Below are 15,742 nucleotides of genomic sequence, written 5' to 3'. Positions count from 1 at the left end.
GATCAATGGCTGTCCAGCCTTTACAGGAAGTCACGGCCGTTGCAGTTCGCGGCCCCCAGGCGCGGCCGTTGGTGAAACGATTCGAGCGCGGCGATGCCGCCATCGCTGCGCCGCCCGAACCTGACACCGACGCCACCCATGATCGAAGCCGCCAAGTTCTGGAATGAGCCGAACAACAAGTCCCACTGGGATCTCGACGTGGATCCCGGCTGGGTGAAGTACGCGGAGATGGTGAAACTGGCCAGCGCCGCCGTGCAGGCGGAATCGCCCGGGCTCACCAAGGTACTCGGCGGGATCTCGCCGATCGACCCTGCCTTCATCCGCAGCCTCAACGCGCAGGGCGTGCTGGACACGGTGGATGCCGTGGCCGTGCACGGCTTCCCCCTGGACTGGACCCCCTGGCAGATCGACCAGTGGCCCGATCGCATCGCCGACATCCAGGCGGTGACGCACCTGCCGGTGTGGGTGACGCAGGTGGGGGTCTCCAGCTTCGGAGCCGAGGAGGTGCAGGAGTTCGGCCTCAAGCGCACCGCCGAGCTGCTGCTGGGCCGGGTACCGCGCATCCACTGGTATTCGCTGTACGACCTGCCGCGGGCCTGGACCGCGGCCCCCCGGCAGCGCGGGGCCGCGGGCTCCAGCCAGGACCGCCACCACCACATGGGCCTGCTGCGCGAGGACGGCACGCCCAAGCTCGCGTGCCGGCGCTTTGCCGACTACGCACCCGCCATGGGCATCTGCCAGTGGTTCCACTTCGGCGACCACCGGCTGGAGCACGCCGTGCACTGGCTGAAGAAGCTGGGCGTGACAAAGCTGCGCACCGGCCTCAGCTGGGCGGACAGCGTGCGTCCGGGGGCGGATGCGTGGTTCGACCGGCAGATGGCGGCGCTCGACGGCTTCGACCTCACCGTCACCTTCTGCTTCACGCCCGAGCAGCGCGGCATCGAGCCGCATCCCACCAGCGCGCCGCAGGTGCCCGAGGAATTCGCCGCCTTCTGTGCCCGCATGGTGCGGCGTTACGGGCACTCCCGCGCCACCCCCGTCGCGACCTCGCCGGTCGCCGCCGTCGCTTAGCCCCGCCGCTTACAATTCCCGCATCAGGTCGCGCCCCGGCGGCCTTTTTCTTTGTCGATTCCGGGGCCATGTCGAGGAACACCATGTACAAAAACCTCGCCGCCATCGCCATGGCGGCCAGCGTCATCGCCTTTCCTTCGCACGCACAGAAGACCGAGCCGCTCAAGGTCGGCTTCGTCTACGTCGCGCCCCTCACCGAAGCCGGCTGGGTCCGCCAGCACGAGGAAGGCCGGCAGGCCGTGCAGGCGGCCTTCGGTGAGCGCGTGAAGACCAGCTTCGTGGAGAACGTGGCCGAAGGCCCGGACGCGGAGCGCGTCATCCGCGACCTCGCGTCCACCGGCCACAAGCTGATCTTCACGCCCAGCTTCGGCTACATGGAGCCGACCCTCAAGGTGGCGAAGGACTTCCCCGACGTGAAGTTCGAATCCATCACCGGCTACAAGACCGCGCCCAACGTCGCCGCGGCCAACGCGCGCTACTACGAAGGGCGCTACCTGGCCGGCATCGCGGCGGGGCGCATGAGCAAGAGCCACCTGGCCGGCTACGTGGCGGGCTTTCCCATCCCCGAGGTGCTGCAGGGCATCAACGCATTCACCCTGGGCATGCGTTCGGTGGATCCGCAGGCGCAGGTCAAGGTAGTGTGGCTCAACACCTGGTTCGACCCGGGCAAGGAACGCGATGCCGCCATGGCGCTGATGGACCAGGGCGCGGACGTGCTCTCCTTCCACACCGCCTCCACCGCCGTGATGGCCGCCGCGCAGGAGCGCGGCAAGCTGGCGGTCGCCTACCACTCGGACATGCGCAAGGTCGCGCCGGACGCGCAGGTGGTCGCCGTCACGCACCAGTGGGGCGAGTACTACCGCAAGCGCACGCAGGCCGTGCTGGACGGAACGTGGAAGAGCGGCAACGTCTGGGGCGGCGTCAAGGACGGGATGATCCGCGTCGGCTACTTCGGCAGCAAGGTGCCCAAGGCGGTGCAGGACGAAGTGGCGGCGCGGCAGAAGGAGATCGCGGCCGGCAAGCTGGTGCCCTTCGCCGGCCCCATCGCCGACAACGAAGGCAAGCCCGTGATCGGCAAGGGCCAGGCCCTGACGGATGAACAGATACTCGGTATGAAGTTTCTCGTATCGGGCGTACAGGGCAAGGCCGGACAATAGGCGGATGCACGCCTACCGCGCCGCGCTCCTGTCCTTCGCCGACGACGGTTCGGCCCGCTACGAGGAGGACGGCCTGCTGGTCGTCGGCCCGGATGCATCGGGCCGCCCGGTCATCCGCGCCGCCGGCGCGCACGCGGCGCTCGCGCCCAACTACCCGGGCGTGGCGGTGACGCACCTGCCGGGGAGGATCCTGGCGCCGGGCTTCATCGACCTGCACGTGCACTTCCCGCAGACCGACGTGATCGGCTCGCCGGCGGAAGGCCTGCTGCCCTGGCTGGAGAACTACACCTTTCCGCACGAGGCCCGCTTCGCCGACCATGGCTATGCGGTCGGCGTCGCGGAGGTCTTCCTCGACGAACTGCTGCGCAACGGCGTCACCACCGCGCTCACCTTCTGCACCTCGCATCCGCACTCGGTCGACGCGCTGATGGAAGCCAGCGAGCGGCGCGGCCTGCGCATGATCGCGGGCAAGGTGCTGCAGGACCGGCATTCGCCCGACGGCGTGCGCGACGAGACGGCACAGTCGCTGGCCGACACCGAGTCCCTGATCCGCCGCTGGCACGGACGCGCGCGCCTCGGCTATGCGATCACGCCGCGCTTCGCCCCGAGCTGCAGCGAGGCCCAATTGCGCGGCGCCGGTGAACTGGCCGCCGCGCATCCCGACGTGTGGATCCAGTCGCACGTGGCGGAGAACAAGGAAGAGATCCGCTGGGCCCGCGAGCTGTTTCCCTCCGCGCGCAGCTACCTGTCGATCTACGACGACTTCGGCCTGATGCGCGAGCGTGCGGTGTACGCGCATTGCATCCACTTCGACGACGACGACCGCGCGCTGATGCGCGACACGGGCTCGGCCGCGGCGGTCAGCCCGACCAGCAACCTGTTCCTGGGCAGCGGCTTCTTCGACTACGCGGGCGCGATGCGCGTGGGCTTCCGCTTCGGGCTGGCCAGCGACGTGGGCGGCGGCACCAGCTTCTGCCCCTTCCACACGATGCTCGCCGCCTACTACGTCGGCCGCGAGGGCCAGACCAAGCCCGGCATCAGCCTCGGTCCGCAGCACCTGTGGTGGCAGCACACGGCGGGCGCGGCGCAGGCGCTCGGGCTCGACGGCGTGGTGGGCAACCTGGCGCCTGGCTGCGAGGCCGACTTCCTGGTGCTCGATCCCCAGGCGACGCCGCTGCTCGCCCGCAAGGCGGCGGCCGCGCGCAACCTCGACGAGCTGCTGTTCTCGCTGATCGTGCTGGGCGACGACCGTGCGGTGGCGCAGGTGGTCGTCGCCGGCGTGCCTCAGCACCCGTCCGCCTAGGGGGCGATTTCGTCCAGGAAGCGCGCGATCTCCGCGTTCACGGGGTCGGGATGCGTCACGGGCGCCATGTGCCCGAGCTGGTCGAAACGCACCCGTCGCACCTGCGGCAAGGTGGCGCTTAACAGATCGGCCACGCTGAGCGAGGAACGCGGCGAACGCTCCCCCGTCATGAGCAGCACCGGGACGGTGATGCCGCGCAGGTCGTCTTGCGTGGCGGGTTCGGTCATCAGGGCGTGCGCCCACCGGCGCAGGTTGCGTCCCGACCGGGCCACCGCGGGCCTGCGCTCGGCCGGGGTGCGGTCCCAGCTGCCCTGGCCCATCCAGAAGTCGATGAAGCTGCGCGCGGCGCCGTCGTCGTCGCCCGCGTCCAGCCGCTCGGCCCCGGCGCTCACCGCGTTGCGGATGCCGTCCACGTCGCGTGGCGTGGTGCGGTCCACCAGCGCGAACAAGGTCGGCTCGTAGAGCGCCAGTCCGGCGAAGCGGCCGGGGTGCAGCAGCGCGGCCTTCAGGGCCACGGCGGCGCCATACGAATGCCCCACCAGGTAGGTCGGAAGGGAGGCGCCGTCCACCAGCGGCTGCAGCAATGCCACTTCGTCGGCGAGCTGGATCACGCGGTCGGACGGCCACTCGGCCGTGCGGCCGGATCCGTAGGAGTCCACGGCGACGACGCGGAACCGGTCCGACAGCTGGTCCATGAGCCCGCGCCACTGGCCGGAGTGACTGGCGTTGGAGTGCAGGCACAAGACGGTCGGGCCGCTGCCGGCTTCCTTGTGGAACGGGACGACCTGCGTCATGGGGCGATCTCCTGGGTTGGCATGGCTTGTACGCGAACGGCGGATGGGTCGCAAGGTTCGCATGGGGTAAGCCCCAGCGAAGCCGGGCGGCACCGTCCCTAGACTGCGCAGCACCCCGAGGAACGACCATGCTCCTGCCTGTTTCGAAAGTGATCGCCGCCGTGCTGCTGGCCGTGCTCGCGTCCAGCGCCGGCGCGCAGGCCTATCCGGCGCGGCCCATCACCCTGGTGATGCCCTACGCGCCCGGTGGCCCGGGGGACACCATCACGCGGGTCTTCGCGGCGGCGATGCAGAAGACGCTGGGCCAGCAGGTCGTGGTCGACAACCCCGCGGGCGCCTCCGGCACCATCGGCACCGCCAAGGTCGCCCGTGCCGCGCCCGACGGCTACACGCTGCTGATGATCCACGTGAGCCACGCCACCAACCTGGCGATGTACAAGGGACTGCCCTACCACCCGGTCGACGACTTCGAGCCGATCGGCTCGGCCACCAACGGGCCGATGGTGATCGTGGCGCGCAACGACTTCCCGGCAAAGGACCTCGAGGAATTCATCGCCTACCTGCGGGCCAACGGTCCCCGGGTGAGCCTGGCCCATGCCGGCGTGGGCTCGGCCTCGCACCTGTGCGGGCTGATGATGATGAGCGCGCTGAACGTGAAGCTCAACGAGATCCCGTACAAGGGCACGGGACCGGCCCTGAACGACCTCATGGGCGGCCAGGTGGATGTCCTGTGCGACCAGACGTCCGGCACGGTGCCGACGGTGAAGGCCGGCCGCATCAAGGCCTTCGCGGCGGCCGGCAAGGCGCGGCTGCCTTCGCTGTCGGCGGTGCCGGCGATCGCGGAAGCGGGCGTGCAGGGGTTGGACATCAACATCTCCTTCGGCCTCTACGCGCCGAAGGGGACGCCCAGGCCGGTGCTGGAGCAGCTGACCGCCGCCCTGCAGAAGGTGGTGGCCGACCCCGAGGTGCGCGCGCGCCTGGAAGGCATGGGCATCTCCGCGGTCAGCCCCGAACAGGCGACGCCGGCCTGGCTGCGGGCGCACCTGAAGGAGGAGATCGACACGCTCGGCGGCCTGCTGGTCAAGGCCGGCGTCAAGGCGAACTGAAGCGCTCCTGCCGCCGGTCAAAAGGAGACCGCGGGGGCGCCACTTAAAATGGCCGACCAGGAGTGCCCCCCGAGATGAGCATCAAGAGCGACAAGTGGATCCGCCGCATGGCCGAACAGCATGGCCTGATCGAGCCTTTCGAGCCCAACCAGGTGCGCGAGGTGCAGGGGCGCCGCGTCATCAGCTACGGCACCTCCAGCTACGGCTACGACATCCGGTGCGCGCCGGAGTTCAAGGTGTTCACCAACATCCACAGCACGGTGGTGGACCCGAAGAACTTCGACGAGAAGAGCTTTGTCGACTTCCACGACGACGTCTGCATCATCCCGCCGAACAGCTTCGCGCTGGCGCGCACGCTGGAGTACTTCCGCATCCCGCGCAACGTGCTGACCATCTGCCTGGGCAAGAGCACGTACGCGCGCTGCGGCATCATCGTCAACGTCACGCCCTTCGAGCCCGAGTGGGAAGGCTACGTCACGCTGGAGTTCTCCAACACCACGCCGCTGCCCGCGAAGATCTACGCCGGCGAAGGGTGCGCGCAGGTGCTCTTCTTCGAGAGCGACGAGGCGTGCGACGTCAGCTACAAGGACCGCGGCGGCAAGTACCAGGGTCAGCAGGGAGTGACGCTGCCCAAGGCCTGATCCGGGCCGCGTTCCAGCGGCCTCGTCAATCCTGAGCGGACGGCGTCTGCAACGCGCAGCGGGCGGCGGCCAGGTCCCAGCCCGCCCAGCCGCAACTCTTGAACAGCACGGGGCCGCGCGCAGGCGCGGCGGCGGCATCGATGTCCCGCAGGCTCGCAAGGCTCGCGACGTCGAGCCCGGCCTGCAGCAGGTCGCCTGCTTCATGGTCGGCGTCGCGCGTGTCCACGACGATGCGGCCGTGGCGTGCGCAGTGGCGCGTGAATTCCGGCGCAAGTTCGATCATCGCGGGCGTGAAGGCGCCGACGGCGGCGATGAAGGCATCGTCCCGCGGCAGCGCGCGCAGCACGACGCCGGCGGCAGGGGTGCAAGTGACGACGAGCGGACATTCGGCCAGCGCGGCATCGGCATCGGCAACCACCCGGGCTTGCAGCCCCATCTCGCGGGCGTGCGCGGCCAGCACGTGTGCGCTCGCTTCGGAGCGGGAATGGACCCTTACCTCGCGGACGCCCAGTCCCTGGGCAAAGGCCTCCAGGTGGGCGCGGCCCTGGGCGCCGGCGCCGACGATGAGGAGCGGGCCCGCGGTGTTGGGAGCCAGCCACTGCGCGGCCAGCAGCGAGACGGCAGCCGTCCTCCGCGCCGTGACTGCTGGCCCATCCAGAACCAGGCGCCGCGCGCCCGAGCGCACGTCGAACACCACCACATCGCCCTGGATCGTCGCCCTTCCCGTGCCCGCGTTGGCGGGCGTGAAGGTGATCAGCTTGGTGATGGCGACCTCGGCGTCGCAGGCCGGCATGACGAACAGGCTGCCACCGCCGGGCAGGGCCTGCACCAGGCGGGGTGGCACCTGCACGACAGGATCGCGCAGGACGCGCACCAGCTCCTGCACCAACGCGGGGTAGGGCAGGCGGGCCGCCGTGGCGGCGGCGTTCGGCAGATCGTCCATCGGGAGGAGGTTGGAAACTGTTCAGTCCGGATTTTGTCCTACAGCAAGTTGAGCCGCTCCCGCTGGCGCACCTTCGGTTGCAGGCATAGCATCAAAGCACTCAAGGAAGTCCGCCATGTCCCTCCTCGCCAACGTCATCGATCCGGGCACGCAGCAACCGCGCACCCCGATGTTCTGGGTGATCTTCGGTGCGCTGGCGGCGATGCAGCTGTTCGCGTTCTGGCTCCTTTGCAGCCACCAGGTGCGCAAGGCGGAAGCGCGACACAGCGAGGCGGTGGTGCAGCAGATGGCGCTGTCGGACTGCCTGCAGTACATCCCCGGTTCCACCATCGCGAGCTGCACGGTGCGCGGCGACCGCCCCACGCAGGCAGCGGCGCAGCCCGGTGCGAACCCCGCGGTGGCCGGCACGGTGCCGGTCGGTTTCAGCTTCCGCTGAGAGGCCGCCATGGCCCCGCTCCAAGCACGCGCGCCCCGGATGCCCACCGGCGTGCAGCCTGCCGATTCGATCGAGGCTTCCGACGATTTCGAGGGCGTGTCCCGCTCGCCGCGCTACTGCCCCATCGAGCTGCTGGCCCGTTTCGCGCTGCTGATGGCCGGCCGCGGCCGCTGCGTCCACACCGACGTGATGCTGGGGGACCGCGAATACGCGATGTGGCAGCTGGCCTGCGCCCGCGCCACCGACGACCCCGAACTCGCCGCCGTGGCGGCGCGCCTGTTCGCCTACTTCGACGACCCGCAGCACAGCGGCATCGCGGTGATGGGCACGGCCTGAGCCGGCCCGCCTAGAACTCCGCCCCTTCGACCAGGAAGCGCACGCGCCGCGTGCCCTGCCATACGTCCGCATCGAGGCGAAAGGCGATCTTCACTCTCGCGGGCAGCGGTTCGGTGTGGCCGAACCAGATGCCATCCACCGCCTGCCCCTGGTGGCGCAGCTTGATGGCCAGGTGCTTCTCGCCCACCAGCCGCTGCGAGACGATCTCCACTTCCTCGCTGAACACCGGCGGCGCGAAGCCCTGGCCCCACACCTCGCCATGCAGCGTGTCGACCAGGTCGGCGCGGCGGTACTCGGGCGCGAGCGGGCCGTCGGTGTGCAGGCTGCGCAGCAGCGTCGCCGCATCGAGCCATTCCTGTGCAACCTGCGCCAGGGCCTGCTCGAACACGTCCAGGTGGTCCTCGGCCACCGTGCAGCCCGCGGCCATGGCGTGGCCCCCAAAGCGCAGCAGCACGCCGGGATGCCGCTTGGCCACGAGGTCCAGGGCATCGCGCAGGTGGAAGCCGGGGATCGAGCGGCCCGAACCCTTGAGTTCGTGCTCCTTGCCGGGCGCCTGGCTGGCCGCGAACACGAAGGTCGGGCGGTGCAGCTTGTCCTTGATGCGCGAGGCGACGATGCCCACCACGCCTTCGTGGAAGTCGGGGTCGAACACGCAGATCGCGGGCGGCGGCTCCTCGCCTTCGTCGAACAGCGATTCGGCCATCGCCAGCGCCTGCTCGCGCATGTCGCCTTCGATCTCGCGGCGGGCGCGGTTGATGCCGTCCAGTTGCGCGGCCAGTTCGTCCGCGCGCACCGCATCCTCCGTGAGCAGGCATTCGATGCCCAGCGTCATGTCGGCCAGCCGGCCCGCGGCGTTGATGCGCGGGCCCAGCGCGAAACCGAAGTCGAAGGTGGTCGCCGCTTCCGTCTTGCGCCCCGCCACCTTGAACAGCGCCGCCAGTCCGCAGGGCATCGCGCCGGCGCGGATGCGTCGCAGCCCTTGCGCGACGAGGCGCCGGTTGTTGGCGTCCAGCTTCACGACGTCGGCGACCGTGCCCAGGGCCACCAGCGGCAGCAGCGCGTCCAGCTTGGGCTGCGTGCGCTCGTCGAACACGCCGCGCGCGCGCAGTTCCGCGCGCAGCGCGAGCAGCACGTAGAACATCACGCCGACGCCGGCGATGGACTTGCTTTCGAATCCGCAGCCCGGCTGGTTGGGGTTCACGATCAGCGCATCCGACGGCAGCATGGCGCCGGGCAGGTGGTGGTCGGTCACCAGCACCTGCAGCCCGAGTTCGCGGGCGGCCGCCACGCCGTCGATGCTGGCGATGCCGTTGTCCACCGTGATCAGCACGTCGGCGCCGCGCGCTTTCACGCGCTGCGCGATCGGGCGCGTGAGGCCGTAGCCGTCGACCACGCGGTCCGGCACCAGGTAGTCCACGTGCTTGGCGCCCAGCAGGCGCAGGCCGCGCAGGGCGACCGTGCAGGCCGTGGCGCCATCGCAGTCGTAGTCGGCCACGATGCACAGCCTGCGGTCGGCGGCGATCGCGTCCGCGAGCAGGCGGGCCGCTTCGGTGGCGCCCTTGAGCGACGCGGGCGCCAGCAGGCGGCCCAGGCCGTTGTCGAGTTCGTCCTTGCCAAGCACGCCACGCGCGGCATAGAGGCGGGCGAGCAGGGGATGGATGCCGGCCTGTTCCAGCGCCCAGGCGGCGCGCGGCGGGACGTCGCGGGTGATGATCTTCACAGGCCTTCCAGCAATGCAGTCGGCGCGGCAGGCGCCAGGAATTTCAACAAGCGCTGCCAGGTGCTGCCGGCAGTGGAGGACCAGGTGCGCGCACCGGTCTCGCCACACAGCGTCAGGCGCACCGGCCGGCCCGCTTCCAGGTCGGCGAGCAGCCGTGCGCAGTCACGATCGTCGAGCTGGCGCCAAGCTGCTGCCCAGCCGTTCCAGTCGCCCTGCAGCGCCGCATCGCGCAGGTAGGGCGTCACCTGCAGGCCGTTCGGGGTGCGCGCGGCGTGGCCCGGGGGCAGGGCGCCGGTGCCGCTGATCCAGAACGAATTGACCGGCAGCAGGCCGCGGCGCTGGCGCACCTCGTTCAGCGGCAGCGTGTACAGCAGCATCTGCATTTCCTGCTGCAGGCGGCGCAGGGGCTTGCCGGCTTCGCCGCCCGGCAGCCAGGCCTCGACCGTGCGGCCGGTCACGCGGTCGAGCGACGCGCTCGGCAGCGCACGGAAGATGTCGCTGCGCGCCAGCCAGCGCAGCGGCGCATCGTAAAGGAGGGTGATGCCGTCTTCCTCGAAGTAGGGACGCATGGCGGCCAGCAGGGCCTGCGAGTCGTCGCCATCGAGCTGCAATTCTGGCGGATGCGCCATGGCGATGTGGTCGCTGCCGACGCGCCAGTGGCTGGGACTGATCCACGCCCAGCCCTGGGTGGGGTCGCCTTCGCCCACCTGCGCGACCTGCAGGGCGGCCAGCGGGACCAGGCCGTCCGCCACGTCGAGTCCGTGGGCCCGCGCCAACGCGCGCTCGTGCGGCATCGAGAGGTCGTCCGGGTGCCCCAGGTCCTGCGACTCGACGCCGAGGCGGCGCACCAGCCGCTGCAGGGAGGGGAGCTTCAGGCCGCGCAAGGTCTCGGCGCAGGCTGCGGACGAGCACATGGCGAAGGGAACGAGCAAGTGGACTCCGTCTGACACATCCGTATTGTCGGGGATGCCACAATGCCGGCCGATGCGAAACGAAAACTAAAGCCGGCACGATGGCCCTTCCATACGAGCTGGTGCTGGGTTGGCGCTACACCCGCGCCGGCCGTGCCACCCGGCGCAACGGCTTCATCTCCTTCATTTCCGGCGTGTCGATGCTGGGGATCTCGCTGGGCGTGGCCGCGCTGATCATCGTGCTGTCGGTCATGAACGGCTTCCAGAAGGAAGTGCGCGACCGGATGCTGGGCGTCGTCTCGCACATCGAGGTGTACGGCCCGGGCGGCGGCATGCTGCCCGACGTGGAGCGCACGCTGTCCGAGGTCCGGCGCAATCCCGACGTGATCGGCGCCGCGCCCTTCGTCGCCGCGCAGTCGCTGCTGGCGCGCGGCGAGGACATGCGCGGCACCATCGTGCGCGGCATCGACCCGCGCCTGGAGCCGCAGGTGACCGACCTCGCGGCGGCCGCGCCGGGCGTGCTGGAGAAGCTGGTGCCGGGGCAGTTCAACATCGTGCTGGGCGCCGAGCTGGCGCGCAACCTGGGCGTGCGCGCCGGCGATGCGGTCACGCTGATCGCGCCGGGCGGCCAGGTGACGCCCGCGGGCGTGGTGCCGCGCCTGAAGCAGATGACGGTCGTCGGCACCTTCGACTCCGGCCACTTCGAGTACGACAGCGGCCTGGTGCTTCTGCACATCGAGGACGCCCAGCGCATCTTCCGGCTGGAAGGCCCTACCGGCTTGCGGCTGAAGCTGCGCGACCTGAATCAGGCGCGCCGCGTCGCGGCCGACCTCTCGACCCAGATCACCGGCGAATTCCTGGTGCGCGACTGGACCCGGCAGAACCGCACCTGGTTCGCCGCGGTGCAGCTGGAAAAACGAATGATGTTCATCATCCTCACGCTGATCGTCGCGGTGGCCGCCTTCAACCTGGTGAGCACCCTGGTGATGACGGTGACCGACAAGCGCGCCGACATCGCCATCCTGCGCACGCTGGGCGCGAGCCCGGGCAGCATCATGGGGATCTTCGTGGTGCAGGGCGCGGCGGTGGGCGTGATCGGGACGCTGGCGGGACTGCTGTTCGGACTGGGCATCGCGCTGAACATCGACGTGATCGTGCCGGCGCTGGAGCACGCGCTCAACGCCAGCTTCCTGCCTAAGGACATCTACCTGATCAGCCGCATGCCCAGCGATCCTCAGTCCTCGGACATCGTTCCGATCGGGGTGATCTCCCTGCTGTTGTCCTTCGTGGCGACGCTGTACCCGAGCTGGCGCGCCAGCCGTGTCAATCCCGCGGAGGCGCTGCGCTATGAATGAACGGGTCGATGCGCTGGATCCCGCGCAGGCGTCCCCGGCGTCGGGCCGGATCTCGGAACTGCCGGGCGACGCTGCATTCCAGCCGCACACCGGCGTAGTGCTCGCATGCCAGGGCCTCACCAAGCGCTTCACCGAAGGCGGACTGGACGTCGAGGTGCTCCGCGGCGTCGACCTCGAGATCCACGCAGGGGAGACGATGGCGATCGTCGGCGCTTCGGGCTCCGGCAAGAGCACGCTGCTGCACGTGCTGGGCGGGCTGGACGCGCCGACCTCGGGCGCCGTGCAGCTGATGGGGCAGGAGCTTTCGCAGCTGGATGCCGCCACCCAGGGCCGGCTGCGCAACCGGCACCTCGGGTTCGTGTACCAGTTCCATCACCTGCTGCCGGAGTTCAGCGCGCTCGACAACGTAGGCATGCCGCTGCGCATCCGGCGCGAGCCGATGGAGGTGGTGCACCGGCAGGCCGCGGACATGCTCACGGCCGTGGGGCTGAAGGAGCGCATGCGCCACCGCCCGGCCGAACTCTCGGGCGGCGAGCGCCAGCGCGTGGCGATCGCCCGCGCACTGGTCGCCCACCCCGCCTGCGTGCTGGCCGACGAACCCACCGGCAACCTGGACCGCGGCACGGCCGACACCGTGTTCGCGCTGATGCTGCGCCTGGCCCGCGAGCGCGGCACCGCCTTCGTGATGGTCACGCACGACGAGCAGCTGGCGGCGCGTTGCGGCCGCATGGTGCGGCTGACTTCGGGGAAGCTGGGTTCGTAAGGGCCGAGTGCTGGGGTTCGGGCTGCGCCGCTCACCGCCAGCCTACGAGGCCCCGATGCCTGTGGATGTCCGTAGGCTGGGGTGAGCGGCGCAGCCCGAACCCCAGCGCCGGCGGACCTACAGGATCCGGTTGAACCACACCAGTGAGAGGCCGGCGGACAGCAATGCCAGCGCGGCGGCGGCCAGCGCGAACAGCGCGGAGATTTCGGTCTCCTTCTTCTCCACCGTCAGCTTGGAGCTGAGCGTTTCGTAGACCTTCTTCAGGTCCTGCGCCGTTCCGGCGTAGAAGTATTCGGCCGAGGTCTTCTGCGCAATCGCCTTGAGGGTCTCCTCGTCCAGCCGCACGCGCATGGACCAGCCTTCGAAGCCGATGGTCTCGCCGTCGACGGTGCCGATGCCCACCGTGTACACGCGCACGCCGCGGTCCGCCGCCAGCTTGGCGGCGTCCAGCGGATCCACGCCGGTGGTGCGCTGGCCATCGGTCAGCATGATGATCGCGGCCGACGGATACGAGCCCGGGGCGACCGGCGTGAATTCCTTCTTGGCCTTCTTTTCGTTGTCGATGGAAAAGCCGCGTTGGCGCTCGCGTCCGCTCTGCATGGACTCGAGGTCGATCCCGGCATCGGGGAACAACGTCGCCAGCGAGATCACGATCGCGTTGCCGGTGGCCGTGGCACGCTGCAGCTGGAAGCGGTCGATGGCGGTGATCAGGTCCTCGTGGTTCACCGTGGGCAACTGCGCAACCTGCGCGGATCCGGCGAAGGCCACGATGCCGACCTTGACGTGCCGGGGCAGCTCGCCGATGAAGGACTTGGCCGCGTTTTGCGCCGCGACCAGGCGGTTGGGCTGGACGTCGGTCGCACGCATGCTGCCCGAGACGTCCATGGCCAGGATGATGGTCTGCTGGTTGGAGGGCAGGGTGACCACTGCCACCGGGCGTGACGCCGCCAGCAGCAGCGTGGCCATCGACAGCAGGAACAGCAAGGGCGGGATGTGCCGCTTCATCTGCTGCCGCGCACCCATCGCTTCCCGCACGATGGACAGCGATGCGTAGCGCACCGCCAGCTTCTTCTTGCGGCGCAACAGCAGCACGTACAGCCCCACCAGCAGCGGCAGGGCCAGCAGCAGCCAGAGGAATTGGGGCCAGAGGAATTGCATGGCGGTCTCCGGGTCAGGCAGCGTGCCGCAAGTGGGCGGGCAGACCGCCGGCGCTCAGTTGGCTGCGCCGCTTGCGCATGTCGACGAAGCGCACGATCGCGTCCACCAGCTCGGCGTCGGTGGACAGTTCGAGTGCATCCACGCCGCTGCGGGTGAGGGCCTCGCGCAGCTCGGACTCGCGCTGCGCCGCGATGCGGGCGAAACGCTTTCGAAAGCCCGCGTCGTGCGTGTCCACGACCAGCTGCTCGCCGGTCTCGGCGTCGCGCAGCGTGAGAAGTCCCAGGTCGGGCAGGTCCAGTTCCAGCGGGTCCAGCACCCGCACGGCGACCACCTCGTGGCGCTGCGCAAGTTGCGCCAGCGCGCGCTCCCAGCCTGGCTCGCTGATGAAGTCCGAGATGACGAAGATGGTCGAGCGGCGCTTGATCAGCGCGGCCGCGGACGTCAGCAGTTCGTGCAGGCGGGTCGGGCCGCTCTCGACGGCGGTCACACGGTCGAGGATGCTGTGCAGGACGTGCAGCACATGGCGGCGGCCGTTGCGCGTCGGGATGATGGTGTCGACGCCGGCGCCATAGAGCATCGCGCCCACGCGGTTGCCGTGGCGCGTGAGCAGGCGCGCCAGCACCGCCACGAACTCGGCCGATACGTTGCGCTTGCGCACCTCGCCCGAGCCGAAGTCGACGGAGGGGCTCAGGTCGACCAGGAACCACGCCGACATCTCGCGGTCTTCGGTGAACACGCGCACGTGCGGCGACTGCATGCGCGCGGTGACGTTCCAGTCGATGTGGCGCACGTCGTCGTGCAGCTGGTATTCGCGCAGGTCGGCCAGGTCCAGGCCGGCGCCGCGCAGCAGGGTGCGGTAGTCGCCCTGCAGCAGGCCGTCGAGCCGCCGGATCACCTTCCACTCCAGCCGGCGCATCACCTGCTCGGCGTGGTGGGCAGCCGAGCCCGCGGCGACCATGGGCGTCGCCCCGCGCGTGGACGGGGCGGCATCGGTTGCCGCGACCGTGCCGCGCTTACGCCACCAGCTTTTCATGTTCCAGCGGCTTGGCCGGTGGCGGGATCTTGGCCATGACCTTCTGCACCACCGCGTCGGAAGTCAGGCCTTCGGAGAGCGCCTCGTACGAGAGCACCACGCGGTGGCGCAGCACGTCCGGCACCAGGTCGACCATGTCCTCGGGCAGCGCATAGCCGCGGCCGCGCAGCATGGCCAGCGCCCGAGCGCCCTCGGTCAGGTTGATGGTCGCCCGCGGACTCGCGCCGTAGGTGATGAAGCGGCCCAGGTCCTTCAGTCCGTGGCGTTCCGGCGTGCGGGTGGCCGACACCAGCTTGACTGCGTACTGCACCAGCGAGGGATCGACGTAGATCTGCCGGCACTCCCGCTGCAGTTCGGCAAGCTGATCGGTGGTGGCCACCGCGCTCACCTCGACGCTCGGGCCGGTGACGCGCTGCACGATCACGAACTCTTCCTCGTCGGTGGGGTAGTCCACCAACACCTTCATCATGAAGCGGTCGACCTGGGCCTCCGGCAGCGGATAGGTGCCCTCGGTCTCGATCGGGTTCTGCGTGGCCATCACCAGGAATGGATTGGGCACCTTGTGCGTTTCGCCGGCGATCGTCACCTGGCGTTCCTGCATGACTTCCAGCAGCGCGCTCTGCACCTTGGCGGGCGCGCGGTTGATCTCGTCCGCCAGCAGCAGGTTGGCGAATACCGGCCCGAGCGACGTGGAGAAGTCGCCGGTCTTCTGGTTGTAGATCCGCGTGCCCACCAGGTCGGCCGGCACCAGGTCGGGCGTGAACTGGATGCGCTTGAACTGGCCGCGCATGGTGCTGGCCAGGGTCTTGACAGTGAGCGTCTTGGCCAGGCCGGGAACGCCCTCGACCAGCAGGTGGCCCTGCGCGAGCATCGCGACCATCACGCGTTCGAGGAAGCGGTCCTGCCCGACCACGACGCGCTTGACCTCGTAGAGGATCTGTTCCATCAACTGCGCCGTGGCGCTGTCCGTGCGGCTCAAGGTGTCCATGTAGTCCTGCTGGGGAAGGAAGGGAAG

General features: G+C 69.8%; 16 protein-coding genes. 9 read left to right on the top strand and 7 right to left on the bottom strand.

Annotated elements, in window-relative coordinates; translation table 11 throughout:
• Positions 1-138 precede the first annotated feature (138 nt).
• The 3 genes from AC1DSA_RS08745 to guaD all read left to right on the top strand — a co-directional run bounded on the left by AC1DSA_RS08745 (position 139) and on the right by guaD (position 3,531).
• On the top strand, positions 139-1,071 hold the full coding sequence (locus tag AC1DSA_RS08745) for a beta-xylosidase (RefSeq protein ID WP_477888120.1): 933 nt from the start codon (positions 139-141) through the stop codon (positions 1,069-1,071).
• 83 nt (positions 1,072-1,154) lie between these two features.
• Positions 1,155-2,228 carry a BMP family ABC transporter substrate-binding protein gene (locus AC1DSA_RS08740; protein WP_477888118.1) on the top strand — a complete coding sequence of 358 codons (1,074 nt, stop codon included), beginning with the start codon at positions 1,155-1,157 and terminating at the stop codon, positions 2,226-2,228.
• 4 nt (positions 2,229-2,232) lie between these two features.
• Positions 2,233-3,531, top strand: coding sequence for a guanine deaminase (guaD, locus tag AC1DSA_RS08735; RefSeq protein WP_477888116.1), 1,299 nt, complete (start codon positions 2,233-2,235; stop codon positions 3,529-3,531).
• Here the strand turns inward: guaD and AC1DSA_RS08730 are convergent.
• Entirely contained in the window at positions 3,528-4,325 is a 798-nt protein-coding gene (locus AC1DSA_RS08730; RefSeq protein ID WP_477888114.1) for an alpha/beta fold hydrolase, read from the bottom strand. The genes guaD and AC1DSA_RS08730 overlap by 4 nt on opposite strands.
• A gap of 128 nt (positions 4,326-4,453) precedes the next feature.
• On the opposite strand from AC1DSA_RS08730, the gene AC1DSA_RS08725 reads away from it, so the two are divergent.
• On the top strand, positions 4,454-5,431 hold the full coding sequence (locus AC1DSA_RS08725) for a tripartite tricarboxylate transporter substrate-binding protein (protein WP_477888112.1): 978 nt from the start codon (positions 4,454-4,456) through the stop codon (positions 5,429-5,431).
• Between the two features lie 74 nt (positions 5,432-5,505).
• Positions 5,506-6,072, top strand: coding sequence for a dCTP deaminase (gene dcd / locus AC1DSA_RS08720; protein WP_477888110.1), 567 nt, complete (start codon positions 5,506-5,508; stop codon positions 6,070-6,072).
• Between the two features lie 25 nt (positions 6,073-6,097).
• On the opposite strand, the gene AC1DSA_RS08715 is transcribed toward dcd, so the two are convergent.
• Positions 6,098-7,015 carry a delta(1)-pyrroline-2-carboxylate reductase family protein gene (locus tag AC1DSA_RS08715; RefSeq protein WP_477888108.1) on the bottom strand — a complete coding sequence of 306 codons (918 nt, stop codon included), beginning with the start codon at positions 7,013-7,015 and terminating at the stop codon, positions 6,098-6,100.
• Positions 7,016-7,130: 115 nt separating this feature from the next.
• Between AC1DSA_RS08715 and AC1DSA_RS08710 the strand changes: the two genes are divergently transcribed.
• Both AC1DSA_RS08710 and AC1DSA_RS08705 read left to right on the top strand, forming a co-directional pair.
• A complete protein-coding gene (locus AC1DSA_RS08710; RefSeq protein WP_477888106.1) occupies positions 7,131-7,451 on the top strand; it encodes a hypothetical protein in 321 nt (106 codons plus the stop codon).
• Positions 7,452-7,460: 9 nt separating this feature from the next.
• Positions 7,461-7,787, top strand: coding sequence for a hypothetical protein (locus AC1DSA_RS08705; RefSeq protein ID WP_477888104.1), 327 nt, complete (start codon positions 7,461-7,463; stop codon positions 7,785-7,787).
• Between the two features lie 10 nt (positions 7,788-7,797).
• On the opposite strand, the gene recJ is transcribed toward AC1DSA_RS08705, so the two are convergent.
• Positions 7,798-9,507 (bottom strand): single-stranded-DNA-specific exonuclease RecJ, encoded by a 1,710-nt coding sequence (gene recJ, locus AC1DSA_RS08700; protein WP_477888102.1) that lies wholly within the window; start codon positions 9,505-9,507, stop codon positions 7,798-7,800.
• Complete coding sequence (locus tag AC1DSA_RS08695) at positions 9,504-10,439, bottom strand: hypothetical protein (protein ID WP_477888100.1); 936 nt, start codon at positions 10,437-10,439, stop codon at positions 9,504-9,506. Before AC1DSA_RS08695 ends, recJ begins: the two co-directional genes overlap by 4 nt.
• A gap of 80 nt (positions 10,440-10,519) precedes the next feature.
• Between AC1DSA_RS08695 and AC1DSA_RS08690 the strand changes: the two genes are divergently transcribed.
• Both AC1DSA_RS08690 and lolD read left to right on the top strand, forming a co-directional pair.
• Positions 10,520-11,773 carry a lipoprotein-releasing ABC transporter permease subunit gene (locus tag AC1DSA_RS08690; RefSeq protein ID WP_477888098.1) on the top strand — a complete coding sequence of 418 codons (1,254 nt, stop codon included), beginning with the start codon at positions 10,520-10,522 and terminating at the stop codon, positions 11,771-11,773.
• Positions 11,766-12,536 (top strand): lipoprotein-releasing ABC transporter ATP-binding protein LolD, encoded by a 771-nt coding sequence (gene lolD, locus AC1DSA_RS08685; RefSeq protein WP_477888096.1) that lies wholly within the window; start codon positions 11,766-11,768, stop codon positions 12,534-12,536. Before AC1DSA_RS08690 ends, lolD begins: the two co-directional genes overlap by 8 nt.
• A 117-nt stretch (positions 12,537-12,653) precedes the next feature.
• On the opposite strand, the gene AC1DSA_RS08680 is transcribed toward lolD, so the two are convergent.
• Genes AC1DSA_RS08680 through AC1DSA_RS08670 form a run of 3 tightly spaced genes read right to left on the bottom strand, consistent with a single transcriptional unit; the run spans position 12,654 to position 15,715 of the window.
• Positions 12,654-13,694, bottom strand: coding sequence for a VWA domain-containing protein (locus AC1DSA_RS08680; RefSeq protein WP_477888094.1), 1,041 nt, complete (start codon positions 13,692-13,694; stop codon positions 12,654-12,656).
• A gap of 13 nt (positions 13,695-13,707) precedes the next feature.
• Positions 13,708-14,727 carry a DUF58 domain-containing protein gene (locus tag AC1DSA_RS08675; protein ID WP_477888092.1) on the bottom strand — a complete coding sequence of 340 codons (1,020 nt, stop codon included), beginning with the start codon at positions 14,725-14,727 and terminating at the stop codon, positions 13,708-13,710.
• On the bottom strand, positions 14,708-15,715 hold the full coding sequence (locus AC1DSA_RS08670) for an AAA family ATPase (protein ID WP_477888090.1): 1,008 nt from the start codon (positions 15,713-15,715) through the stop codon (positions 14,708-14,710). Before AC1DSA_RS08670 ends, AC1DSA_RS08675 begins: the two co-directional genes overlap by 20 nt.
• Positions 15,716-15,742 lie beyond the last annotated feature (27 nt).

The organism is Ramlibacter sp. P4_H7, from assembly GCF_056400765.1.
Note: the sequence above shows the minus strand (reverse complement) of the source record. Positions and strands in the feature narration are given on the sequence as shown.